Source organism: Streptomyces sp. NPDC088817, from assembly GCF_044750345.1.
Taxonomy (GTDB): Bacteria; Actinomycetota; Actinomycetes; order Streptomycetales; family Streptomycetaceae; genus Streptomyces.
The window spans coordinates 95,415-119,932 of record NZ_JBIVJN010000021.1; the positions used below are offsets into that span (position 1 = coordinate 95,415).

The 24,518-nt window shown below is 71.9% G+C and carries 14 protein-coding genes and 2 pseudogenes; 6 read left to right on the top strand and 10 right to left on the bottom strand.

The window, feature by feature from the left end:
- Window positions 1–8: 8 nt before the first annotated feature.
- From ACIP4X_RS31405 to ACIP4X_RS31430, 6 genes are all read right to left on the bottom strand, one after another.
- Window positions 9–1,364 carry a beta-1,3-glucanase family protein gene (locus tag ACIP4X_RS31405; RefSeq protein ID WP_358733695.1) on the bottom strand — a complete coding sequence of 452 codons (1,356 nt, stop codon included), beginning with the start codon at window positions 1,362–1,364 and terminating at the stop codon, window positions 9–11.
- 241 nt (window positions 1,365–1,605) lie between these two features.
- Window positions 1,606–2,331, bottom strand: coding sequence for a LuxR C-terminal-related transcriptional regulator (locus tag ACIP4X_RS31410; RefSeq protein WP_358733693.1), 726 nt, complete (start codon window positions 2,329–2,331; stop codon window positions 1,606–1,608).
- Between the two features lie 562 nt (window positions 2,332–2,893).
- Complete coding sequence (locus tag ACIP4X_RS31415) at window positions 2,894–5,683, bottom strand: LuxR family transcriptional regulator (protein WP_358733691.1); 2,790 nt, start codon at window positions 5,681–5,683, stop codon at window positions 2,894–2,896.
- A gap of 5 nt (window positions 5,684–5,688) precedes the next feature.
- Window positions 5,689–8,460 (bottom strand): AAA family ATPase, encoded by a 2,772-nt coding sequence (locus ACIP4X_RS31420; protein WP_391459176.1) that lies wholly within the window; start codon window positions 8,458–8,460, stop codon window positions 5,689–5,691.
- A gap of 69 nt (window positions 8,461–8,529) precedes the next feature.
- Window positions 8,530–11,370, bottom strand: coding sequence for an AAA family ATPase (locus ACIP4X_RS31425; RefSeq protein ID WP_358733687.1), 2,841 nt, complete (start codon window positions 11,368–11,370; stop codon window positions 8,530–8,532).
- On the bottom strand, window positions 11,367–11,813 hold the full coding sequence (locus ACIP4X_RS31430) for a MarR family transcriptional regulator (protein ID WP_358733685.1): 447 nt from the start codon (window positions 11,811–11,813) through the stop codon (window positions 11,367–11,369). The genes ACIP4X_RS31425 and ACIP4X_RS31430 overlap by 4 nt, the downstream gene beginning before the upstream one ends.
- A gap of 854 nt (window positions 11,814–12,667) precedes the next feature.
- Between ACIP4X_RS31430 and ACIP4X_RS31435 the strand changes: the two genes are divergently transcribed.
- Window positions 12,668–15,004, top strand: coding sequence for a chorismate-binding protein (locus tag ACIP4X_RS31435; protein WP_358733683.1), 2,337 nt, complete (start codon window positions 12,668–12,670; stop codon window positions 15,002–15,004).
- 157 nt (window positions 15,005–15,161) lie between these two features.
- Window positions 15,162–16,538 carry a glycosyltransferase gene (locus ACIP4X_RS31440; protein WP_358733681.1) on the top strand — a complete coding sequence of 459 codons (1,377 nt, stop codon included), beginning with the start codon at window positions 15,162–15,164 and terminating at the stop codon, window positions 16,536–16,538.
- A gap of 166 nt (window positions 16,539–16,704) precedes the next feature.
- Here ACIP4X_RS31440 and ACIP4X_RS31445 read toward each other — a convergent pair whose 3' ends face one another.
- Both ACIP4X_RS31445 and ACIP4X_RS31450 read right to left on the bottom strand, forming a co-directional pair.
- A complete protein-coding gene (locus tag ACIP4X_RS31445; protein ID WP_358733679.1) occupies window positions 16,705–17,160 on the bottom strand; it encodes a GNAT family N-acetyltransferase in 456 nt (151 codons plus the stop codon).
- A 182-nt stretch (window positions 17,161–17,342) separates the two neighbouring features.
- On the bottom strand, window positions 17,343–17,891 hold the full coding sequence (locus tag ACIP4X_RS31450) for a DinB family protein (protein WP_358733677.1): 549 nt from the start codon (window positions 17,889–17,891) through the stop codon (window positions 17,343–17,345).
- Between the two features lie 308 nt (window positions 17,892–18,199).
- Here ACIP4X_RS31450 and ACIP4X_RS31455 point away from each other — a divergent pair, with 308 nt between their 5' ends.
- The 4 genes and pseudogenes from ACIP4X_RS31455 (at window position 18,200) to ACIP4X_RS31470 (ending at window position 22,811) form a co-directional block, all read left to right on the top strand.
- Window positions 18,200–18,856: a DUF2238 domain-containing protein gene (locus ACIP4X_RS31455; protein ID WP_358733676.1), complete on the top strand. Its 657-nt coding sequence runs from the start codon at window positions 18,200–18,202 to the stop codon at window positions 18,854–18,856.
- A 491-nt stretch (window positions 18,857–19,347) separates the two neighbouring features.
- The gene (locus tag ACIP4X_RS31460) at window positions 19,348–21,837 is read left to right on the top strand and encodes a lamin tail domain-containing protein (RefSeq protein WP_358733674.1); all 2,490 of its coding nucleotides are present in this window, start codon (window positions 19,348–19,350) and stop codon (window positions 21,835–21,837) included.
- 213 nt (window positions 21,838–22,050) lie between these two features.
- Window positions 22,051–22,146, top strand: a pseudogene (locus tag ACIP4X_RS31465) (regulator); the annotation flags it as partial.
- An 11-nt stretch (window positions 22,147–22,157) separates the two neighbouring features.
- Complete coding sequence (locus ACIP4X_RS31470; protein WP_391459181.1) at window positions 22,158–22,811, top strand: CBS domain-containing protein; 654 nt, start codon at window positions 22,158–22,160, stop codon at window positions 22,809–22,811.
- 19 nt (window positions 22,812–22,830) lie between these two features.
- Here the strand turns inward: ACIP4X_RS31470 and ACIP4X_RS31475 are convergent.
- Together ACIP4X_RS31475 and ACIP4X_RS31480 are read right to left on the bottom strand one after the other, a co-directional pair.
- Window positions 22,831–23,355: pseudogene (locus ACIP4X_RS31475) on the bottom strand (GAF domain-containing protein); the annotation flags it as partial.
- A gap of 252 nt (window positions 23,356–23,607) precedes the next feature.
- Window positions 23,608–24,513 (bottom strand): universal stress protein, encoded by a 906-nt coding sequence (locus tag ACIP4X_RS31480; RefSeq protein WP_391459183.1) that lies wholly within the window; start codon window positions 24,511–24,513, stop codon window positions 23,608–23,610.
- Window positions 24,514–24,518: the final 5 nt, after the last annotated feature.

Consider the following 24,518-nt stretch of genomic DNA (forward strand, 5'->3'; position numbering starts at 1 on the left):
GTGGTCGGCTACCAGCCGACGGCCACCAGCAGCCACTGCGGGCTGCCGTGGGAGACGAACGAGGACTGGCCCGCCACGTCGTCGTAGGGGAAGCCGTAGGCGAGCCGGTTGATGGCGTTGTCGTGCCAGAACTTGGCGTAGTAGTTGGCCGGTGCCGCCTTGTAGTACTGGGCCGGGTCGGACTGCTGGGAGGCCGGCAGCGTGGCGACGTGCCGGTTCAGGGCGGCGCACATGTCGGGGTTGCCGGCCAGGGAGGCGGCGCAGCCGAAGATGTCGGAGGTGGCCGCGTTCACTCCGACCGACTGGGCGTAGGACGTGAAGTAGTTGGCGTTCGCGCCGCCCGCGCGGAAGCTGGGGTCGCTGCCGGGGGCGATGATCCGGTACGGGGCCTGGGTCTGGGCCAGTACCTTGAACTGGTCGGGAACGGCGCTGGTGAACCGCTGGAAGGTGGTGGCGCGGTCCTCGGCGAAGGTCTGCCGGTTCTCGCCGACCTCCACGTCGTAGCCGTCCTTGGAGTGCAGGCGCATGGCGAGCTTCAGGCCGAAGGCGTCGACGCGGGTCGTGTTGCCGTTGAAGACGTTGTTGCCGACGGTGAACTCGATGAAGTCGTAGTAGGAGCTGTTGGGCGAGCCGAGGTAGAAGTACATGCGGCCCGCCGAGTTCGCCGGCATGTCGAGGTAGGGCTGCTCGGCGATGGAGTGGACCTGGCCGTTGAAGCTCCAGTACACCTGGCTGTCGGGGTACTTGCCGTTGGTGCGGTTGAGGATCTTCACCTCGACGGCGTTCTTCGCGGCGGGTATGTCACCGGTGCCGCCCCAGAAGTCGTCCGGCGGTGTGGTGGTGCCGCCGGGTCCGTAGACCTGGAACTCCCACAGGGAGTAGCCGTAGGCGGTGGCCCGCTGGGTTCCGTAGACGCGCACATAGCGGCCGCTGCCCGTGACGGCGAGGTTCTGGATGCCGCCGGTGGCGTTGGTGGTGGAGTAGACCGTGGTCCAGGTGTTCGCGTCGGTGGAGGTCTGGATCTGGAAGGACTTGGCGTACGCGGCCTCCCAGTTGAGGGTGACGCGGGTCAGGCTCTGCACGGATCCGAGGTCCACCCGGAGCCACTGCGGGTCGGAGAAGGCGGAGGACCAGCGGGTGCCGGTGTTGCCGTCGACCGCGGCGGCGGCCGGGAAGGTGTCGTTCTCGACCGAGGACGCCACGGCGGGGCGCCCCTGGGAGAGCAGTTGGTCCGCGGCGTGCGCGGACGACGGGGTCAGAGCGGCGAAGCAGGCGGCGAGCAGGACGACGGCCAGGCCCAGTGCCGTACGGGCACGGGCGGTGGTCGCCGGTCTGCGGTCGAGTACGCCGGAGAAGGACTGCATACAGGTCTCCTCAAGCCGGTTCGGCGTGCGTGGGGGTGGAGCGGTAGCAGACGTGAGAGCGCTCTCTCCGGGTTGTATCCCCACCACCGGCAGGCGTCAACAACTGAAGCCGAAATCCCATGAGTTGGCGATGGATGCCTTCACTACTTGATACGAGCCGCCCGGTGCGGCGGACGGCTCGTGGGAGGACCGCACCGGCGGCCGGCCTGAGCCCGGCCGGCCGCCGGAGTGTTCCGTGCCGTCAGTCCTTGATGAAGTCCGGCACCACCTTCGGCGGCCAGACGCCGACTTTCAGCACGCCCATGGAGTACGCGCGGGACACCAGCGCCGCCCGGTTCGGCACCCGGAGTTTCCGCAGCAGACAGGTCACGTGGTACTCGATGCCCTGCCGGCTCAGGTGCAGCCGTGAGGCGAGCGGGATCGTGGAGAGTCCGGAGGCTATGCCTTCGAGGATCCGGGCGTCGATCTGGCTCAGGAGCTTCTTGCCGCGTCCGCCGACGACCTCCGAGTCGGCGGGCTCGTTCTGCGCGCTGGGCATCATGACCAGGATCGAGGACTCGTCCGGGAGCCCGCCGCGCACCATGAGGGCCGTCAACGGGACGGTGAACGTGGCGTCGTCCCGTCCCACCGCGATGACGTCGGTGGCGAAGCGGTCACGCCGGCCCTCGATCAGACCGGTGAACTGCCGCATCAGCGGCTGCTGGACGCTGGGGTGGACGAGATCGCTGAAGGTCCGGCCGCACAGGTCCGCGGACGAGCCTCCGAACTGCCAGAAGAACCCCTCACTGGCCTGCTGGATGGTCAGGGCCCGGTCGAGGCGGGCCATGTTGAGGCGGCTCTCGTCGAGCAGCGCGGTCTGCGGCGATCGACCGCCCTCCGAAAGGTCGCGGGTGTTCCCCTTGCCCGAAGCGGCAAGGGTGGACGTGAACGGGATCGTCTCACGTCGTGAGTTGGTGACCTGCGGCATAATCGCCTCTCGTGCGGTGGGGGGTGTACTCCGCGCGCGGTGGACCCGATGGGTTCGGGCCCGGCAGGACGGCTCGGCACGAGGGCGCCCGGGCGCCCCTGCGTGGAGGGCGCACGCCGACGTGGAGGGCGGCGTGCAGTGCCTCACGCGTCTGACAACGTTGCCGGGCAGCGGACTCTCGTCGCCGTCACCGGACCGTCGGTCTGCGCAGCGGTTGGTACTCATGAGATGGGTGAACAGGTAGCGGGTTCCCGTGGCCTTCCTGGCCGGGACAGTCACCGGTCCTCCAGGGCTTTCCCCTCTCCTCCCTCACGGAAGAGGAAAGCCGAGAAGCACTCGGTTTTCCCGACCAATCAATTCGCCATTACCACCGGAACCACACCAGGGACTCTAGAGAGTTGACGGCGACCGGGTCAACGTGAACCCGCCCGATCCCGCCGATTCTGTGGAGTTGCGCGAGAAGGTTCGGTCTCTCGCCCGGGCACCGCACACAAGGTTCGGTACGGTTGCTAAGCCCCAGTTCAGAGGGCACATCACCGGAACGCGGCGACCGAATGCCCGATCAGCCGGGGGCGTGTACACCGGATTCCTGCACAACTGCGGCCAACTCTCGCCTGCCCGTAATGCCGAGTTTACGATAGGAGTTAGTCAAGTGCTTTTCCACAGCCCGTGCACTCACTTGAAGTTCAGCTGCAATTTCCTGATTGGTGAGGCCGTTGACAACCAGTGATGCCACCCGGCTCTCGGTACGGGTGAGCGCCGTCCGTACGGCGGGCGCGGAGGGCCTGCCCTCCCCGGTGACCGGCCCGGGCAGCCAGGGAACGCCGCAGGACTCCGCCAGTTCACCGGCCTCGCGCAAGGACTCCCGGGCCTCGGCGCCGTCACCGAGCAGCCGTCCCAAGTCCCGTACGGCCATGAAGAGTTCGAGTTGGTTGGCGGAGTCGCGGAGTGTTCCCACCGCCTCCCGCAGCAGATCGACCCGCTCTCCCGCCCCGTCGGTGCGGGCACGCAGCCGCAGCGCCCGGCCGACGGCCACCGGCGCCCCCCACTCCTTCGCCCGCGCGTACTCCTCCGCCGCCAGCGTCCGGGCCAGATGATGGTCGCCGAGCTGGTGGGAGAGGGAGACCGCCCAGGGGCGCCAGGGGAACAGAACGGGATTGCGCCAGCCCGCGCACTCCAGTTGCCGGCCGCACTCCATGGCCGTCTCCAACGCCGCGTCGGCATCGCCCTCCTGCGCCTGCTTCGCCATCCGGAGCAGGCTCAGCAGCGCGGACGGGACCGGTCCGAGGCACCGGCCGGCCGCGTCGTCCACGATGCGTGAGCCGAGCTGCACATCACGGGTCGACAGCGCCAGCGCGCCCAGCACACCGTAGACGAAGCAGCGGCTCTCCTCGCCGATCGTGCCGGCCAGTTGGACGATGCGCTCCGCCTGCTCGCGGGCCTGGGGCAGCCGGCCGCGCGCGATGTGGAACAGCGCGCGCCGCGCGTGCGTCATGGCGTCGGCCCCGCCCCCGTCTCCGCGTCCGCCGCGCTCCGCCGCGTTCAGCCAGGACTCGGCGGCCTGCAGGGCGTCGGCGCCCACCAGGGAGAACATCACGAGCTGCATCACCGAACCACCACCCGCGGTGGTCGCCGGTTCCCAGTCGAGGACGGCGCGGGCCTGGCGCACGACCTCCGACGCCTCCCCGTCGGCGCTGAGTGTCGCCGCGTGCAGCAGCACGGCAAGGAGTTCCCTGCCGCCGCGCGAGCGGACCGGGGGTTCCAGGACGCGCAGTCTCGCGACGGCGTCGGCGAGTTGGGCGTAGTCGTCGAGCCCCGTGTACCGCAGCCTCGCCTCCAGACTCAGCGCCTCTTCGCCTCCGGAGTCGTCGCGCACGCAGGGGTCGACGAGGTCGTCGGCGGCGCGCCTGAGCAGGGCGGCGCCCGACGGGGTCACGGGGCTGGTCACGCACGGCGAGAGCCGCAGCACCGCGGCGGCGCGGTCACGGGCCGTGGGAAGCAGCGGGAGCGCCTGCGCGACATGGGATTCGGCGGCCGGGGGGTCGAAGGACCGCTCGACAGAGGCCAGTTCGACGAGCAGTTGGGCCCTGGTCCGGTCCTGCTCCACCGCTTCGAGCAGCGCCCGGCGCAGATACCGGACGGCCAACTCCGGCTTCCCTTTGCGGCGTACGCTGTCGGCCGCGCTGCGCAGCACCGGGACGGCCCAGGCGTACCGGGGCGTCGGAACCGCCATGAGCTGGGCGGCGACCTGCTCCGCCGGGAGCCCGCTGTCGTACAGGACCCCTGCGGCGGTCTCCTGCCAGCGCTGCCGTTCGGCGGCGCTCATCGAGCATTCGACGGCCTCCCGTACGGACGGGTGGGCGAAGCGGATCTCGTCCTCCTCGGCCGTCAGACCCAGTTGGCGCAGGACGCGCAGCGCCGTCGTGAGGCCGACGTCGTCGAGTCCCGCGAGGCGGCCGAGGAGCGCGGGATCCTCGTGCCCGGCCAGCGTGGCGATCGCGGCTGCCGCGTCCCGGACCGGTCGGGGCTGGAGGAGCAGGCAGTTCACTAACCGGTCGCGGAGTTGGGCGGGGTGCGCCGTGTGCAGGAGGCCGGTGCTCGCGGCCACGGGCGGGCAGCCCGTGAGGGCGGCTTCGGACAGTACGGACCGGAGGAACAGCGGGCGGCCCCGGGAGAGGTCGTGGCAGGCGTGGACGAAGTCCTCGTCCGCGGGTTCCCCCAGGTGGGCGCGGACGAGTTCCCCGGTGGCGGCCGGGGACAGGGACGCGGGTCGCAGGATGCGGGCCGAGGAGCTCACCAGTTCCCGCACCAACGGGTCGCGCGAGCCGGGATCGCCGTCCCGCAGGGTGCACACGAGCAGCAGCCGCAGTCCGTCCAGCCGCGGGGCGAGCCGGGCGAGCCAGCTCAGCGACCGGGAGTCCGCCCACTGGAGGTCGTCGATGAGGACGAGCAGGGGCGCCGTGGCGCTCAACGTGGCCAGGAGGGTGCACAGATCACGGAGAACCGTCCCCTCCGAGGCGTCGGGGCCGGGCACCACGTCGTCGCCGAGCACGTGCCGGGCGGCTCCCGCGTCGGCGAGCAGCCGTCTTCGTACCGATCCGGATGCCGTGGTCAGCAGGCTGTCGAACAGCTGACGCACCACACCGTGGGCGAGCCCCTGTTCCGTCGGTGCGGCGTTGGCCCGCAGCACATGCACCGTGCCGTCGTCGGCGCAGCGCGGCAGCTCGTTCAGCAGCGCCGAGCGGCCGATGCCGAGGGGGCCGGCCAGCACCATGAAGGAGGAGCGGCCCTCGGCGGCGGCGCGCAGGGCCTGTCGCACCGCCGCGAGCTCGGCACCTCGTTCGAGCAGCATCCCGTTCAGTGTCCTTCCATCGCGCGGACCAGTTCCCGCAGTTCCTGGCGCCCGTTGATCCGCAGCTTGCGGTAGACGCGGGCGAGCCGGAGTTCGACCGCACGGCTGGAGATCTCCAGCAGCGCGGCGATGTCGCGGTTGCTGCGGCCGCGGCCGGCGAGGAGCGCCGACTGCTGCTCGGCCTCCGAGAGGGAGTCCCAGCCGGGGACCGACACGGTTCCGGTGGCCGCTCCGGCCAGGGCGCGGGCCCTGACCGCCATGGGGGCGGCCGGATGAGCGGCGGTGAGCGCGCTCAGTTCGGCGAGCGACAGGGCGGCCATCCGCCGGTCACCGCCGGTCTCGGTCATCTCCAGGGCGGTGTACTCCGCCAGGACCCGGGCGTACTCCGGGCCGGTGGGCGCCGAGCGCACCGCTCCCATGGCCGAGCGGATGCCCGTGAGGCGGTCCTCCCGTCCGGCCACCAGCACAGCCGTCAGCTGGGCCCAGGCGAGGGTGCTGCCCGTGCCCCAGCGCCGGGCGAGCGCCAGTTCCTGTTCGCTCAGCCGCCGCGCCTCGGCCGACTCGCCCAGGGTGTGGCAGGTCAGTGCCGTCAGCGAACGCCACGGTACCAGTGCGGAGTTGAGGTGATGGCGGCTCAGCAGCCGGCGGCCGCACTCCTGGAACTGGTCGCGTGCCTCGACGGGGTCGCCGCCGCGCAGCGCGATCACGCCCCGCGCGAACAGCAGGCGGGGCCAGTGCTCGCTGTCCTCCGCGGCGGGCGGCAGGGGCGTGGCGGCACGCTCGCGTGCGGCGTCCTCACGGCCGCTCTCCACGTCCACGATGACGCGGATGCCGTACAGGTGGGGCAGCAGGGCATCCGATCTGCCGAGCCGGCCCGCCCCCTGTTCGGCGGCCTCCAGGTCGCGATCGGCCTGGGCGTGCCGGCCTCGGCGGGTGTTGAGTTCGCCGCGCAGGGCGAGGATCTGGGGGGCGGCGAGCCGGCGCCGGTTGCCGTCGAGTGCGCCGAGCAGCCGGTTCAGGCCGGACTCGGCGTCGTCGAGCGCGTCGGTGAGGCAGAGGGCCTTGCAGGCGGCCAGGGCGGGCTGGATGAGTGGGCCGTCCGGCCGCCGGCCGTCGGCGAGGGCGGCCCGGGCCAGGCTTCCGACCTCGTCCAGGCTCTCGCCGTACAGGGCGAGTTGCCAGGCGCGCACGGCGGCCTGCGCGGGTGAGGCCGGGCGCTGCGGCAGCGGCGGCACCGCGGGTACGGAGGGCGCGCCGACTGCCTGACCGGTGGGGTCGGCGGCCCAGAAGAGCGCGAGCAGGTCGTCCCGTTCGGCCCCGGCCGCGGTGGTCAGCGCGTCGGCGAGCGACCGGCGCACCACGTCGGTGCCGCCGCCGGTGAGGCCGAGGTCCGCGGCGTGCAGGCGTACGGCGGCGGGGGTCCGCGGTGTGCGGATCAGCCGCTCGATCCGCAGGTCGCCGGCCTCGGGTTCGGTGACCAGGTGGACGGCGGCCAGTTCGAGGCGGAGGCGGGCGCGCTCGTCGGGGTCCCGTTCCACTTCCGTCGCGCGCGCGAGGAGCAGGGCGGCGCGGTCGTGCTCGCCCTCCCGTACCGCGTGGTCCGCGTCGCGTCGCAGGGTGTGGATCGCCCAGGCGGACCGGGTCGGGCGGGCGGCGAGGAGCAGGTCGGCCACGGCACGGTCCTCGGCTCCGGTGCGATGGGCGAGTTCGGCGGCCCGGACGTGAAGGTCGGTCCGGTCGTCGGCGGTCATCTCCTCCAGCACGCGGACGCGCAGGGCCGGGTCGACCCGGAGGCGGCCGTCCGGCAGCACCCGGATTCCGGTGGTCCGGGCCAGGGCGGCCCGCAGCCGGTGTTCGTTGAGCGTTCCGGCGCGGGCGAGTGTGCGCGCGAGGGGGAAGTCGAGCAGGTCTCCGCAGACCGCCAGTACCCGCACCACCTCGCCCGCCTCGGCGCCGAGTGTCCGCACGGCGCTCATCAGGTGGTCGCCGAGCACGGCGGTGCCGGTCGCCCGCAGCACCGGCACCCGGGCGGCGGCCGGCCGGTGGCCGAGCGCGGCGAACCGCTGCAACAGGTCGTGCAGGACCGCCGGATGACCGCCGCTGATCCGGCCCGCCTCGGCCGTGAACGCCTCGTCCGCGCGTCCGCAGACCCGGGCCACCTCGGCGGCGATCTCGTCCGGGGGCAGCGGTGCCAGGGTCAGGTGGTGGGCGGCCGGGCCGGGCACGGAGCCGAGCGCACCGGACCATCCGGGGTCGGCCGCCGCCGCGTCGTCACCGCCGCACACCACCGCGAGCGGTGTGCCGGCGGATCTTCGCAGCAGTGCCTGGAGCCAGTGCAGCGACTCCCGGTCGAGCCAGTGCGCGTCCTCGACGGCCAGGACGGTCGGACACGTCCGTGCCGCGCGCAGCAGCCCGGCCGCCCTCGGGAAGGGCTCGCGCCGCGTCGGTCCCGGGTGCGCGGCCGGGAGGCCGAGCGGTTCGAGGAGCTGTGTGACCACTCCGTACGGCAGCTCCGACTCCGACAGCGCCGCCCGGGCGCGCAGCACGCGGCGGCCCGACGCGGCGGCCCGGTCGGCGGCCCAGCGCACCAGGGCGGACTGGCCGAGGCCGCTTCGGCCCGACAGTGTGACGAGCACCGGGCCCGAGGTGTCGAGCCCGTCGAGTACGTCCGTCATCATCGACCGTTCCCGCGCGCGGACGCGGGACGGCGGATCCTCGACGGCCGCCGTCGGCCGCGTGCGGTACCACACGTGGGGAGATGGGGTCCACCCCGTCATCCGTCCATCACCCTGTCTTCCTGCCCCCGTTCGTGTCTGCGGCGCGTGCGTCCCCGACAGGACTGACCCTCACGCCCCTTCCAGCACCGGCCGGCCCGGCCAGGAGCCGCCGTGCACGGCGCGCAGCGCGTCCATGAGCTGGTCCCGTCGGCGCACGCCGAGCTTGCGGTAGACGTTGGTCAGATGGGACTCCACGGTGCGTACGGTGACGAACAGCCGTTGCGCGATCTGGCGGTTGCTGGCCCCGGACACCGCGAGACCGGCCACCTTGAGCTCGGTGGTGGTGAGCAGGCCCCCGGTCGGCGCGTCTGCTGCCTGGCCCATGCGTCCCCCGGCGGAGACCAGCAGGCTGCGTGCCGACTCCGCCAGCGCGAGCGCCCCGCAACCCCCCGCGATACCGGCCGCCTGGCGCAGCCGCTCCCGCGCGCCGGCCTCGTCGCCATGCACCAGCAGGGCCCGGCCCAGCGCGTATTCGGCGCGGGCGTACGCGGACACCGCGGGCGACCGGGACAGTTCGTGGGCCGCCTCGGCAAGCAGGTCGAGCCCGGCACGGCCCGGTGTGAGGACGCCCGCCGCGAGGGCGGCGAGGCCGAGAGCGCGGGGCGTTCCCCAGCGGCGGGCGCGTTCGGCTCCCTGTTCGGCCAGTTCCCTGCCCTCGGCGGGCCGGATGGCCGCGAGGATCAGGCAGGTGTCCACCCACCAGGACGTCAGCACCGGGTTCAGCACACCGGCGGTCTCCTGCACGGCGCCGCACTCGCGCATCAGCCGCAGCGCCTGACGGGGGTGGCCGGTCGCCCAGCGGGTGCGGGCGCGGGTGTGCAGGTACACCAGGTAGGCGAGGGCCGAGCCGGTCGCCTCGCCGTGCCCGATCCGGTCGAGCAGCCGCTCGGCCTGCTGCGGTTCGTCGCGGTCGACGAGCACCGACGCCAGCACCGCCCGTGCCGTCACCAGCCGGGCCTCGCAGTTTGTCCGGCCCACCGCGGCGATCGTCGCGCGGGCCTCCGCGGCGGCGTCGACGATGGCGCCGTCACGGTGCAGCAGATGGGACCTCAGGGAGCCGGCGAGCACCCGGACCCAGGTCGTCGGTTCGTCGCCCGCCTGCCGCAGCATGGCGTCCAGCGCGGCGTGCGCCTCGGTGGTCTCGTCCGCGAGGACGAGGGTGGCGGCGGCGGTGAACCGCAGCCAGGGCGGCTGCTGGGGCGAGGTCGTCTCCAGCGCGCGCCGGGCGCCCTTCACGGCCGCCTCCCGGGAGTGGCCGGCCAGCGCGGTGCGCAGCGCGGCCAGTGCCTCCGTCTGGTGGCGGTCGGTGCGCAGCCGGTACGAGGCCGTCACCGTGCCGCGGTGCTCCCGCGCCGCCACGCCGGTCCCGCGCCGTCCCATCATCAGCAGTACGGCCGCCACCTGGTCGCGCAGGTGGGGGGAGCGCTCGGGGCCGGTCGTCAGGGCGTCCCAGGCGGTCTCCAGGGCGCCCAGGATCTCCGCCCGGGAGACCGCGGGAAGCGGTACGGCCAGGCAGGCCATGGCGTACTGGACCGCGATGGCGGCTCGCGCGTGTGTGTCGGCCGTGCCGGCGAGTGCCGCGCGGAACAGCGGAACGGAGCTCAGGGGGTCGCCGGGTGCCACGGCGAGCGCCAGCCGGAGTCGCGCCTCGGTGTCGTCGGGCTCGGCCTCCAGGACCCGGCGCAGGAAGTCGGCGGCGTCGGCGAAGGCGCCGCGCTGCTCGGCCCGGGCGGCGGCGTCCCGCAGGACCGCGGTCATCCAGGGTTCCAGGGCGCCCGGCATCCGCATCAGATGGCGGGCCACCTCTTCGGCGGGCCGGCCGGCGTCGCTGAGCAGCAGCGCGGCACGGGCGTGCATGTCGGTGGTCCGTTCGGCGCCGAGCGGTTCGCGCAGCGCGGAGCGCACGGCCTCGTGGACCAGCGCGGTGCCGTCGGGGGTGAGGGCTCCCTCGCGGCGCAGCACGGCGATCGCCTCGTCGGCCTGCGCGCCGTCCACCTCCGCCAGGGCCGCGACGCGCTCCGGGGGCCGGGCACCGCCGAGCAGCGCGACCGCCGCGGCGACGCCGCGGACGGCGGGCGACTCGCGGTCGAGGACACGCCGCACCGCCCGGGCGGCCATGCCGCCGCCGAGGTCCCACGCCTGGCGCGCCCCGGCCTCGTCCGGAGCGGCACCGCGTCTTCTCAGCTCGCGCAGCAGTCCTACGGCGGTGCGCGGGTTGCCGCCGGTGACGGTGGCGACGCGTTCGGCGAGTCGGGGGTGCACCGGCCGGCCGAAGACCTCTTCGGCGAGGCCGCCGACGGCGTCGGTGCCGAGCGGCCCGAGGCGCGCCACGGACACCGCGGGGTGGGCGAGGAGGTCGGCCCAGGCCCGGGGAGCGCGCGGTTCGGTGCCGGAGTCGCGGGCGAGGACCACGAGAAGCGGTTGCCCGGCCGCTCGCCGCAGCAGGAACTCCAGCCAGCGCAGGGAGTGTTCGTCGCAGTGGTGGGCGTCGTCGAGGGCGAGCAGCAGGGGCCGTCCCGCGGTGAGCCGCAGCACGTGCCCGACGAGCCGCCGGAACACCGGATAGGCCGCGGCGAGGGCGAACTGCTGGTCGTCTCCGGGGCCGGGCAGGTACATGGCCGGGCTGTCCGTGCCCGGTTCCGGCTCCTGGCGGTCCGGGGCCGGCGCGCCCGCAGGCGTGAACAGCGCCCTCAGGCCCGCGTAGGCCCCGGCGCCTCCGGCCGCCTCGCCGCAGTGCGCCCGCAGCACCGTCATGTTCCGGCAGGCGGGGGTACGCAGCAGGGCGTCGAGGAGCACGGTCTTGCCGTAGCCGGGCGGTGCGGTCAGGACGACGCACCCTGTTTCGCCGCGGCGTGCGGCGTCCGCCCCGGCGCCGAGTGCGGTCAGCTCGTTGTCTCGGCCGTGGATCACGTCGTACTCCGGAGGCGGTCGAGCAGATCGTCCAGGACGGCCAGGTCGTCCTCGCTGAACTTCGCGAAGGAGGCGCGCAGGTTGCGTACGTGTCCGACGGCGGCCCGGGCGAGGATGTCGTGCCCGGCGTCGGTGATGGCGGCGTAGGCGATCCGCCGGTCCCTGAGACAGGGGCAGCGCTCGACGTAGCCGACCGCCTGGATCCGGTCGATCAGCCTGGTGACCCCGCTGGTGGTCAGGGCGATCTGGTCGGCCAGCGCGCTCATGGTCAACTGCCCTCTCTCCGCGCGGGCGAGCCGTATCAGCACCTCGAACCAGAGGTGGGGCAGGCCGACTTCCGTCTGCATGGCCGTACCCAGGCGCCGCTCCAGATGGCAGTGGGTCTCCACCAGGCGGCCGAACGTGGTGATGAGGGGGTGGTCGATCAGGTCCGAGGAAGGCACTCAAAGATTCTATGCCAGAACAGTTGTGCAGTCAGCTATTGCCAAGTCAGAGACATGCGTTTCACGTGTGAATGTCCGGCCGAACAGCATTGCGCGCCGATGTCTGTGTTGACACGAGTAGAACCCTCATGTCCGGTGGCTTGCTTTGCGATAGTCAACGAGCATGCGCCTGCTCGGCGAGGGATGTCGCGCGGTGCGAGCGGGCCACCGGGACCGACTGGAACACGCTCACCGATCCCGCCGCCCACCGGGCACCACGGCCCGGCGGCGACCCGAACGTCCCGCCGTCGAGCCGGCGTCGGCCGAGCCGGAGGCAGTGACTCGCGTCACCCCGCCAACACGCTGCCCACACGCCCCTTCACTTACCTCAGCCGCGCGATCGACATTAGGGAATTTCCGGTGGCGCGCATGAGATCACATAGGGAGGCGATGCACGTCCAGACCGGAAGGAGCGGGAGTCCGATGAGAACCACAGGACCGTCGAACCACCCCCGCCGCGCTCGGGTTTCCGTGCACGTCCACACCCTGAAACCCGAGCCCGGATAGACCATCCAAGTTCCCGACAGCAAATACTTTTGGTTGAATCGCGCGTGAACAGCGCAATTTCGCCCACGCAGTTCCTCTCAGGCAGAGGAACCGCCTTGTCATGGTGTCAAGAATAGGGACTGCCCGAGCGGTGCCCGCTTGATGACCGAATTGCACTCGGCCGGAATCCACACACTTCTCCCACCTTCCGGAAACCGAGCCGCCCAATCCGCAGCACGGGGACCGACGCGTGCCCCGGTTCCGGCTGACGACGCTCCCTCTCCGACGCCCTGGTCCCGGTCCCCGCACCAGTGGAGCGAGGACCCGCGATGCGCACTCTGCTCGTCGACCACGACGATTCCTTCACCCACAACCTGTTCCACCGCCTCTCGGAGATGAACGGCGTGGAGCCCCAGATCGTTCGATTCGACGATCCCTCCTGGCGCCCCGGACTGCTGAGGGGCTTCGACAACGTGGTGCTGTGCCCCGGCCCGGGCACCCCGCACGACCGGCTGGGCAACGCCGTCAGTGCCGAGGTCTGCCGTCAGGACCGGCTGCCCGTGCTCGGCGTGGGTCTCGGCCACCAGGCGATCGCGCTGCTGCACGGCGGTGCGGTGAGCCGGGCCCCCTGGCCGTGCCACGGGCGGATCTCGCCCGTGCGGCACACCGGTGCCGGGCTCCTCCGGTATCTGCCCAATCCCCTGGAGGTCGTCCGCTACCACTCGTTCGCGGTCACCGGCCTCTCCCCCGCCCTTGAGCCCACCGCCTGGGCGACGGACGACGGCGTGGTCATGGCGCTGCGCCACCGGAGCCTGCCTCTGTGGGGAGTGCAGTTCCACCCGGAATCCGCCGGGACGGACACGGGTCGCCAACTGCTGGCCGCTTTCGGTGAACTGACCGAGCGGCACCACGCTTCACGCCGCGGGCCCTCCCTGCTCACCACCGGGCCGTCCCTGCTCACCGCCGGGCCCTCGCCGTTCACCGCCGGGACACGCAAGGCCGCGGCGGTCGGCACCGGTGCGGGAGAGAGACCGGCGGCCGCCGCGGGTACGAGAAGGGCATCGGCGGTCACCGCGGGTGCCGGAAGGACGCCGCTGCGGCTCCCGGGCGCCGGCCGGTCACGGCCGCCACGCCGCCGGCTGCGGGTGCTGGCCGAACCGCTGGAGACGCGTTGGGAGGCGGAGACGGTCTTCGACCACCTGTTCCGCTCCGGTGACCATCCCTTCTGGCTGGACAGCAGCCGGGCGGACGGCGGCCCCGGCCGGGTCTCCGTGCTCGGCAACGCGGACGGGCCGCTCGCCCAAGTGGCCACCGCGAACGTGGTCAGGGGCACCGTCTCCGTGCGGAAGCCGGGTACGGCGCCTGAGGTGGTCCGCGATCCGTTCCTGCGCCTGCTCGACGAGGATCTGCGGTCCCTGACGGCGGAGATCCCCGAGCTGCCGTTCGATTTCGCGCTCGGCTGGGTCGGCTTCCTGGGCTACGAGTTGAAGGCCGAATGCGGCGGCACACGGGCACACCGTTCACCGGCGCCGGACGCCGTCATGGTCTTCGCCGACCGTGCCGTCGTCCTCGACCACGGCACGGACACCACGTATCTGCTCGCCCTCGCCGAGGAGGGGGACGAGGGCCCCGCCCGATCGTGGCTCACCGCCGCCTCGGCACGGCTTGCCGCCCTGCCGCGGACGCCCGTTCCGCCCGTCCCGGCCGCCCGCTTCCCGGCACCCGCGCGCCCGGTTCGGCCGCGTCTGCGGCTGCGGCATGAGCGCGAGAGGTACCTCAGACTCGTCGCCGCCTGCCAGGAGGAACTGGCCTCGGGGCAGGCTCACAGGCTGTTTCTCGCCAACATGGTCGAGGCCAGGACGGACCTCGACCCGTGGGAGGCGTACCGCGCCCTGAGACGGCTCGCCCCGGCGCCGTTCGGGGCGTTCCTCGGGTTCGGCGCGCTGTCCGTGCTCAGCTCCGCCCCGGAGCGTTTCCTGCGCGTCGACCGGCACGGGTGGACGGAGTCCACGGTCACCAACGGCTCCCGTCCGCGCGGCAGCACGCCGGAGGAGGACGCTCTGCTGATCGCGGACCTCGCCACGAGTGAGCCGGAACGGGCCGCGCATCTGACCCTCGTCGACCTGGCGCGGCACGATCTGGGCTCCCGCGCCGAGGCGGGCGCCGTCACCGTCGATCCGCTGTTCGACGTGGTGACCTGCCCCGAGGGTCACCGTCTGGTGAGCACGGTCAGGGCACGGCTGCGCCAGGACACCACGGCCGTGGCGGCGTTGCGTTCGGCGTTCCCGGGCGGTTCCGTGACCGGCGCACCGAAGCCGGGGACGATGCGGGCCCTGGACCGGCTGGAGAGCGGGCCGCGCGGCATCCACACCGGGGCGATCGGTTACTTCTCCCTCTCGGGAGCGGCCGACTTCGGCCTCGCCACCCGCACCGCGGTGTTCAACGGCCAACGGCTGCGCTACGGCGTCGGGGCCGCCGTCACCGCGCCGTGCGACCCGGACGCCGTGTTCGAGGAGACCGCGCGCGAGGCCGGGCCGCTGCTGTCCCTCCTGGGCGCCCGCTTCCCCGGCCACGGCACACCGGAGCCCTCCGGCGTAGGCCCGCACGGCTCGCGCCCCGCCGCTTCCAGGGCTTTTCCGGGTGCCACGACCGAATACGGGCACTGACCACGGGTGCGACGGGCCCCGTCGACGGCCTCGTCCGGCGCCGGCGGGAGGTCTAAGGATCTTCCGGCACCCGGCATGAGATCACAGTGCCGGGCGATGATCGCCCCGGGAGTGCTCCCCCGCCCCGCGGCCACCGACGAAAGGCACAAGGCTCTTCATGGAATCCGCACGACGGCCGATCCTGTTCGTCAGTCTCCCCGAGTGCGGTCTGCTGAACCCGCTGCTGGTCCTGGCCGGTGAACTCTCCCGCCAGGGCGTCGAGGACCTGTGGTTCGCCACCGACGAGCCCCGCAGGGAGGACGTGAGCGCGACGGTGCACCGCACGCCGGTCCGGTTCGCCTCCCTCGGCGAGGTGATTCCGGAGCTGTCGGCCGTGACCTGGCCCGACGACATCTACCGTGAGGTCACGCAGCCCTCCCGCTTCCGGGCCCACCGCGCGGTCATCCGGCAGTCCTACAAGCCCGTCCTCCAGGCCGAGAAGTTCCGCCGGCTCCAGGAGATCGTCGACGAGGTCCGGCCGACGCTCATGGTCGTCGACTGCATGAGCGGTTTCGCCGTGGACCTGGCGGTCTCCCGGGGCATCCCGTTCGTGCTGAGCGTGCCGTTCCTGCCCAGCAACGTGCTGACCTCGCACCATCCCCTCACCAAGGGGCACACCCCGCGCGACTTCCCGGTCCCGCACTCGGGGCTGCCGCGCCGGATGAACCTGGCGCAGCGGGTGGCCAACCAGCTCTTCAAGCTCCGCACCCTGGCCATGTTCCTCAACCCGGCCATGGGCAGAGTCCTCCAGGAGGACGCCCGTATCCGCAAGAGGCTGGGGCTACCGCCGCCCAATCCGATGACGCGGATCGACAAGGCCGAGCTGGTGCTGTGCAACTCGGTGGCGGAGCTGGACTATCCCTTCGACATCCCGGAGAAGGTGCGCCTCGTCGGCGCGGTGCTGCCGCCCCTGCCGGAGACCCCCGGAGAGGATCCGGTACGCAAGTGGCTCGACGACCAGTCCTCCGTCGTCTACCTGGGCTTCGGCACCATCACCCGGCTGACCCGGGAGCAGGTGGGCTCCCTGGTGGAGGTGGCCCGCCGGCTCGCGGACGAGCACCAGGTGCTGTGGAAGCTGCCCGCCGAACAGCAGCACCTGTTGCCGCCGACCGGCGAACTGCCGCACAACCTGCGCATCGAGAGCTGGGTGCCCTCCCAACTCGACGTCCTCGCCCACCCGGCCGTCAAGGCGTTCTTCACCCACGGCGGCGGCAACGGCTTCCACGAGGGCCTCTACTTCGGCAAGCCGCTGGTCGTACGGCCCCTGTGGGTCAACTGCTACGACCAGGCGGTACGCGGCCGGGACTCCAGGGTCTCCCTCACCCTCGACCACCCGGAGACCATCGCCGTCGACGACGTCGTGGACAAACTCACCCGGGTCCTGACCGAGCCGTCCTTCCACGAGAACGCGGAACGGATCGGCGCGCTGCAACGTGCCGCGGGCGGCCGCACGGCCGCCGCCGACCTGATCCTCGGCCTGCCGGCCCTGGTCTGACAAACGGCGACTCCCGGCGCCCGGTCCTCCTCGACGGCCGGGCCGCTCCACGGCAGCCCTCCACGACAAGGGGGCGCGCCGGCGGTGCGCGCGCCCCCTTTGCGAGGACGGGGTGATCGGCGGGTGGGTGTGCCTGAACCCCGCTGAGCCCCTCGCTCCCCGGCTCCTACTCGCCGACGGCAACCCTCGGCGACAGAGCGGACAGCGCCTTCTCGTAGCACACCGACGTCGGATCCTGGTCGTGCGGCGTGTAGTTGGCGATCCTGCGGTACCCGGTCCGCTCGTACAGGCGCATCGCGGCGGGCTGCCGCACTCCCGTCTCCAGGCGCATCAACCGGCCGCCGAGCCCCGAGGCGACCTGCTCGGCCTCGGCCAGCAGCAGGTCGGCGACTCCCGTACCCCGGGCGGCCGGGGAGACGAACATCCTCTTCAGCTCCCATGTCTCCGCACCGATCGGCTGCACCGCACAACAGCCCACCGCCTGGCCGTCGTTCCGAGCCAGCAGATACCGGGCCGCCGAAGCCAACGGAGCGGGCCGGACGTCTGGAGGAAGCTCGTACACGGGAATCAGTTCCGCCGTCATCGCATCCACCAGCGCACGCAGAGCGGGGTCATCGGCCATACAGGAGGAAACCATCAACATCGCGCCATCCTCACACCACCCTCCGCTCTCCCGCTACGACCCGATCGCCGTCGGCCTTCCCGCGTTCGCCGGCGCTCCGGACGCGGAAAGGTCACACGACCGACCGGACAGGTCCTGGCGGCCGGATCACTGACATACGGACCGGCGCAGGACGCCGCGGCTCACTCGCCGGAAGCGTCCCGCTCCTTGGCGACCAGTTCGAAGGCCGTGGCCCCGTCGAGGGATTCGCGGATGATGTCGGCGTGGCCGGCGTGCCGCGCGAACTCGCGGATCAGGTGCAGGGCCACCCAGCGCATGGAGACGCGTCCCTCGGGCGGGAACCAGGGCTGGGACGGCAGCGGGAAGGTGTCGTCGAGACTGGGCACCGCGCGCAGGAACGCCTCCGTCTCGGCTGCGACCTTCTCCCAGTGGGCCAGTTGCGAGGCGACGGTCTCGTCGCCGACCAGCTGGAAGCACTCGTGCCAGTTCGACTGGTCCCGCGCGACCGCCGGCGCCTCCTGTTTGGCCCGGGCGATCCAGCTCTGCTCGACCTCGGCCACGTGCTTGACCAGCCCGCCCAGCGACAGCTCACTGGCACTCGGCCTCGAGGCGGCCTGCTCCTCCGTGAGGCCGAGCACCGACCGGCGGATACCGCCGCGCTGCTCCTCGATGAACGCCAGCAGCGCTCCACGCTCGTCGCCGTGCGCCTCCGCGGAAACGTGAGTGACCATTGTCCGGCCGCCTTTCGTCGATCCACGCCGGGACTTCTGCCCCGACCGGAACGACGCTACGGACCATTGAGGTCAGATCCTGTCCTCAACGGCCCGGCCCCGGAGAATCTCCGCGAGCCGACCCGGTGTTCGCCCAAGCACCGGCCGGGGTGCCGGGGCGTGTCCGACCGACCCGTTCCGGGGCCCTGGGCCGGGCCCCGGAACGGGATGAGTAGCGGTACTCATGCCGCCGTACCGGCGCCGCACCAGGATGAGGGCACCTGTCGCGCTCCCGCCACAAGGAGCGCCCTACGGCGAGGAGTCCGCCCATGTCCGCCCCGACCCTGCCCGCTCCGGCACGCCCCTCCCCCTGGCGCGTTCCGCCGCTCCTGCTCGCCGGGATCGTGGTGGCCGGGCTGATCGTGTCGGGCTGGGCCCCGCGCGACCGCGTCACCTGGCTGCTGGAGACCGTGTGGGTGATCGTCGGGCTGCCGCTGGTCATGCTGGCCTGGCGGCGTTTCCCGCTCACCGACCTGCTGTGCTGCCTGCTCGCCGCGCACGCGCTGGTGCTGGCGACGGGTGGCCACTACACCTACGCGCAGGTGCCCCTCGGCGACTGGATCCGGGACGCCTTCGGCCTCCAGCGCAATCCGTACGACCGGCTGGGCCATCTGCTGCAGGGCTTCGTACCGGCGGTGCTGGTACGGGAACTGCTCAGCCGCACCTCCCCGCTGCGCGGCAGCCGTTGGCTGGCGCCGCTCACGGTGTGCGCGTGCCTCGCGTTCAGCGCGCTCTTCGAGCTGTTCGAGTGGGCGGCGGCCGTGATCGGCGGCCACGACGCGGACGCGTTCCTCGCCACTCAGGGCGATGTGTGGGACACCCAGTGGGACATGTTCTGCGCGCTGATCGGGGCCACCGTCTCGGTGCTGGTCCTCAGCCGCCTCCACGACCGCCGGATGGCGGCCCTGGAGACCGCGGCGCACTAGCGAACGCGCGCTCGCGGCCGGTCAGTTGCAGGGCGGCCGGGGGCTCGTTGGCGGCAGAGCGGCGAGGGCGGGTCCGCGCCCATGTGGTCGGCGCTCGACCAGCGTTGAGGAACTCCCCATTTTCCAGGGGAAAATGGGTGATGTCGCCCATGCGGTGCGGCCCCGGCACGTGGACTCGCGCAGGACCCGACATCCGACCCTGAACCCGTCGCGGGACAGCGACCGGAGACCCGGGCCGGACACGGCTCAGTACGCCGCCGCACCCGTCGGATCGGGCTCACCACCGGTTATGTCGTCGCGCGCTCCGGCGCCAGGCGCGCCGGGTGTCGGATAACAGTTTGCCAAGTGTTGGTCCCGCGGCCTTTTTTCGGACGCATCTATGCGCGTAGCTTGACCGCGTGCCAGACCCCGGCCGTCCAGAGCGGATCCGGGGCGGTCGGCGCTTCCCCAGGCGCCCTCATGTTTTCCCGGCTCCCAAGGAGACCCTTCCTGTGTCGAATTCCAGCGCTGAAACGCCCCGCCCGGCAAGACACCGCGCGACCCCTCTGCGCAAGCGGCTGATACCCCTGGCGATCACCGGCTCGGTCGTGCTGGCCGGAGTGGGCGTCCACTCCGCCTTCGCCACCCCGTCGGCCGACGCCGTCATCTCCGAGGTCTACGGGGGCGGCGGCAACGCCGGCGCCACCTTGACGAACGACTTCATCGAGCTGGCCAACGCCGGATCCGGTTCGCTGGACCTCTCCGACTACAGCGTCCAGTACCTCTCGGGCAACCCCGGTCCGACCACCAAGTGGCAGTCCACGCCGCTCACCGGCTCCCTGGCCGGCAACGGCCGTTACCTGATCCAGGAGGCCGCGGGCACCGGTGGCACCACCGCGCTGCCGAGCCCGGACGCCACCGGCAACATCAACATGTCGGGGACCACCGGCACCGTCGCGCTGGTCAAGGGCACCGACCTGCTCACCTGCGTCACCAAGGCCGACTGCGCCGCCGACTCCCGCATCAAGGACCTGGTCGGCTTCGGTACCGCTCTCGTCCACGAGGGCTCCGGCCCGGCCGCCGGCGCGAGCAACACCGCCTCGGTCGCCCGCAAGACGCTGGTCGACACCGACGACAACGCGGCGGACTTCGCCGCGGGTGACCCGACCCCGGAGAACTCCGGCGGCCAGGGCGGCGGCACGGGCGGCGGCGACACCTCCCCGTCGCCGAGCCCGACCGCGAGCGCCCCCGCCGACGCGATCTCGGCGAAGATCCACGACATCCAGGGCACCACCCGCCGGTCCCCGCTGTCCACCAAGAACGTCAAGGACGTCACCGGCATCGTCACCGGTGTCCGCACCACCAGCACGTCCTCCACGTCCAAGGGCTTCTGGATGCAGGACCCGAACCCGGACAACGACCCCCGCACCAGCGAGGGCATCTTCGTCTACACCAGCTCCAACCCCACGGTGAAGGTCGGCGACAGCGTCACCGTGTCCGGCGTCGTCACCGAGTACTACCCGGGCGGCTACGACTCCGGCATCCAGTCGACCACCGAGATCATGAAGCCGACGGTCACCGTGCTGTCCAGCGGCAACGCGCTGCCGGCCCCGGTCGTCCTCGACAAGCACAGCATCCCCGCCGTGTGGTCGCCCAAGGCCGACGCCAACGGCAGCATCGAGTACTCCGACCTCGAGCCGACCAAGTACGCCCTGGACTTCTACGAGTCCCTGGAGGGCATGAACGTCCAGGTCTCCGACGCCCGCGTCGTCGGCGCCACGGACGCCTACCACGAGCTGTGGGTCACGGCCGACCCCACGCACAACAAGACCAAGCGCGGCGGCGTCTACTACCCGTCGTACGACGACCCCAACGTGGCTCGCCTCCAGGTCCAGGCGATCAACACCACGGACCCGTTCCCGATGGCGAACGTGGGCGACGAGCTCACCGGCGTCACCGCGGGCCCGCTGGACTACAGCCAGTTCGCCGGCACCTACATCCTCGCGGCCCGCCAGCTCGGCACCCACAAGGACAACGGCCTCAAGCCCGAGGTCACCAGCGAGGCGAAGTCCAACGAGGTCACCATCGGCACGTACAACGTGCAGAACCTCGCCCCGAGCGACCCGCAGTCCAAGTTCGACCGGCTCGGCCACAACCTGGTCACCAACCTGCGCGCGCCCGCCATCGTCGGCGTCGAGGAGATCCAGGACAACAGCGGCGCCATCGACGACGGCACCGTCGACCCCGACAAGACGCTGGCCAAGCTCACCGACGCCATCGTCGCCGCCGGCGGCCCGCGCTACGAGTACCGTCAGATCAACCCGGTGAACGACAAGGACGGCGGCCAGCCGGGTGGCAACATCCGCACCGTCTTCCTGTTCGACCCGAAGCGGATCAGCTTCGTCGACCGGCCGGGTGGCGACTCCGTCACCGCCGTCGACGTCGTCGGCAAGAACAACAAGACCCACCTGACCGTCTCGCCCGGGCGGATCGCCCCGACGGACGAGGCGTGGAACAGCAGCCGCAAGCCGCTGGTGGGCGAGTTCCTCACCAAGGACAACAAGACGATCTTCGTGATCGCCAACCACTTCAACAGCAAGGGCGGCGACCAGAACGTCGCCGGCCGCGTCCAGGAGCCGGTCCGCAGCTCCGAGATCCAGCGCAACAAGCAGGCCGCGCTGGAGAACGCCTTCGTCAAGAAGCTGGAGGCCGCCGACCCGAAGGCCCTCATCGTCTCCCTGGGCGACTACAACGACTACCAGTTCTCCTCCGCGATGAAGACCCTGACCGGTGACGGCAAGCAGCTCACCGACCTGGTGAACACCCTGCCGGCGGACGAGCGCTACTCCTACGTCTTCCAGGGCAACTCGCAGGTGCTGGACCACATGATGGTGAACCCGAGCATGCTGAACCACGTCACCTACGACGTGGTGCACATCAACTCCGAGTTCGCCGACCAGGTCAGCGACCACGACCCGCAGGTTCTGCGTGTGAAGCCGTAAGGCCCTCGCAAGCCCGCCCGTTCCCGCGCTCCACGCAGCGGGGCGGGCGGGCTTGTCCGCGTTTCGGGGCCTGTCATGTTCTTGGGATCCTCGATGCTGTCCCCGCATCGGGGCCGGTCGGCCCTGGTGGACCGGGAGTCCCGGTGGTGCGCTGACAGGGGTGAGAAGGACGGTCGGAGAGGAGGAGAAGCGGGTCGGCAGCCGCGCACCTGACACCTGGGTGCCGAGGCGGTGTGCCCGGTGCGGGCCTGGGACTTCGACGCCGAGGCGGTGCGCGCGACATGCGTGCAGGACGCCGAGTTCGGTCAGAGGAGGAGCGCATGCACAGCAGCCCGCACCGGGTTGGTGACGTGATGACACGCGCCGTCGTGGCGGTGGGCCGCAAGGCCCTGTTCAAGGACATCGTCGAGCGCATGGAGCAGTGGAAGGTCAGTGCCCTTCCGGTACTTGAGGGCGACGGCCGGGTGATCGGCGTGGTCTCCGAGGCCGACCTGCTGCCCAAGGAGGAACTCCGGGACGACGCCCCCTCCCGGTTCACCCAGTCGCACCGGCTGACCGACCTCGCCAAGGCTGGGGCGGTCTGTGCCGAGGAGCTGATGAGCACGCCGGCCGTCACCGTCCACATGGACGCCACGCTCGCCGAGGCGGCACGCATCATGGCCCTGCGGCACGTCAAACGGCTGCCCGTCGTGAACACCGGGGGTGTCCTCGAAGGCGTCGTCAGCCGTGGCGATCTGCTGATGGTGTTCCTGCGCCCGGACAGCGAACTCGCCGACGAGATCCGCCGCGGCGTCGTCGACGTCTTGTTCCCGGCCCCGCTCGAGCCCGTGCGCATCATGGTGACCGACGGCGTCGTGACCCTGACCGGACACGTCGGCGAGTCCGCTCGAATTCCGCTGGCCACCCGCATGGTCCAGAGTGTCGAAGGGGTCGTGGGCGTGGACTGCCGTCTCACCGCGGCCGACGCCGAATGACCCGCTTCCTCCGCAGCGATTCGCTTGACTGCACCCCGCCGTGCTTCTCGGTCAGGTACAGATTGCCGAAAACAAGACCACGGACGCGGATCGGCACGCCCAGGAAGCTGTTCATCGGCGGATGGTGGTCCGGAAAGCCGTAGGAGGCCGGGTGCTGGGAGATCTTCTCCAGCCGGAGCGGCTCCGGGTTCCGGATCACCTCACCGAGGACGACGTGGCCCTCTGGCAAGTTGCCGATGGCGGCGACCTGCTCCTCGGTCACACCGATGGTGTGGAAGGCCGACAGAGCGGTGCCTTCCGGGCCGATGACCCCCAGGGCTGCGTACTCGGCGTCGACCAGGACGGCGGCAGCCTCCACGATGGAGCGCAGTGCCTGTTCGAGGTCCAGTTTCCGACCGACGGAGAGCACTGCTTCCAGCAGGTTGTGCACCCGATCCCGCGTGTTCCGGGCCGTGTTGATCCGGGCCTGCAACTCCTCCAGCAACTCGTCGAGCTTGAGCTGAGGCAGCTGTACGCGGGGCTCCGCCGGGCCCCGACCCTCCATTTCGCCCTCCAGCGCGGGTCCGGAATGTTGGGGTCCTCCGAAATGTGGGGGCACTCTGCCACGGTAACCGTCCAGGTGGGGGACGGCAGCGCGGCGGCCTCGCGACCGGCAACCGCCGTCCGGCACGGGGAGCCGACACAACTTCGGCGCTCGGGGCCGTTGACCCACCCTGCTGGATCGAGGACCCCCCGGGCGCAGCCCTCTCATTCACCCCCATCACGATCAGGACCATCACGAAGGCGCTGCGGCGGGTCAGCCGTGCGCGACGACCGCGACGGGGGCGGCGATGTGGTGAAGGGCGGAGTGGGTGACATGGCCGATGTGGGCACCGAACGAGCCGGTGCGGATACGCCGGCCGACGACCGCGAGAGAGGCGTCACGGGAACCGTCCACGAGAACCTGCGCGGCATTGCCGGGCCGGCTCGCCTCGATCACCTCGACATCCGGGAACTTCTGCCGCCAGGGACGCAGCACCTTGCTCAGGAGGGCGGCCTGCCCGCGCCCGAGGGAGTCGTGGAGTTCGGCGCGACCGGAGGACCAGTGGGAGGAGGCCGGCGGCTCGGGCCAGCCATGGACGGCCCGCAGGGCGGATTTCCGGCGCGCGGCGGCATCGAAGGCGAACTCCAGCAGCGTGTCGTCCGGGTGATCGATGTCGAGGCCGAGCACGACGGGCCGGAAGGGGGTGGCAGCACTCGGTACGCCCGCCGGATCCATCGTGTGCTCGTCAGCGGCCTGCTCTCCCGGCCGCACCAGCACCACCGGCCGCTCGGCGCGGGCCACGACGGCCAGGGTGACCGAGCCGACCATGAACCCGCCGAGCACGCCGAGGCCCCGTGAGCCCAGCACCAGCAGTTCGCAGAAGCCCGCTGCCTCGCAAAGGACGTCGGCCACCGTCCCCGTGAGCTGCTCGGTGGTCACCTCGATGCCCGGATGACGAAGCCGGATGCCGTCCGCGGACTCGTGTGTCATCCGCTCCACCCAGTGCCGGTGGCCCTCGAGGTCCAGCAGCGGGGTCCGGGCCACGTACCTCGGCGCGGGCTCCCGGACATGCACGATCTTCAGGGGCAGGCCACGAAGCAGCGCTTCGCGCGCCGCCCACTCGGCCGCGGCCCGGCTCTCGGGCGAGTCGTCGAGACCCACGGTGACGGTTCGGGGCACGGTCT

What these genes read in the sequence shown, in the direction of transcription:
- ACIP4X_RS31405 (WP_358733695.1), bottom strand. Translation starts at nt 1,364, where the DNA reads ATGCAGTCCTTCTCCGGCGTACTCGACCGCAGACCGGCGACCACCGCC.
- ACIP4X_RS31410 (WP_358733693.1), bottom strand. Translation starts at nt 2,331, where the DNA reads ATGCCGCAGGTCACCAACTCACGACGTGAGACGATCCCGTTCACGTCC.
- ACIP4X_RS31415 (WP_358733691.1), bottom strand. Translation starts at nt 5,683, where the DNA reads ATGCTGCTCGAACGAGGTGCCGAGCTCGCGGCGGTGCGACAGGCCCTG.
- ACIP4X_RS31420 (WP_391459176.1), bottom strand. Translation starts at nt 8,460, where the DNA reads ATGACGGGGTGGACCCCATCTCCCCACGTGTGGTACCGCACGCGGCCG.
- ACIP4X_RS31435 (WP_358733683.1), top strand. Translation starts at nt 12,668, where the DNA reads ATGCGCACTCTGCTCGTCGACCACGACGATTCCTTCACCCACAACCTG.
- ACIP4X_RS31440 (WP_358733681.1), top strand. Translation starts at nt 15,162, where the DNA reads ATGGAATCCGCACGACGGCCGATCCTGTTCGTCAGTCTCCCCGAGTGC.
- ACIP4X_RS31445 (WP_358733679.1), bottom strand. Translation starts at nt 17,160, where the DNA reads ATGGCCGATGACCCCGCTCTGCGTGCGCTGGTGGATGCGATGACGGCG.
- ACIP4X_RS31450 (WP_358733677.1), bottom strand. Translation starts at nt 17,891, where the DNA reads ATGGTCACTCACGTTTCCGCGGAGGCGCACGGCGACGAGCGTGGAGCG.
- ACIP4X_RS31455 (WP_358733676.1), top strand. Translation starts at nt 18,200, where the DNA reads ATGTCCGCCCCGACCCTGCCCGCTCCGGCACGCCCCTCCCCCTGGCGC.
- ACIP4X_RS31470 (WP_391459181.1), top strand. Translation starts at nt 22,158, where the DNA reads ATGCACAGCAGCCCGCACCGGGTTGGTGACGTGATGACACGCGCCGTC.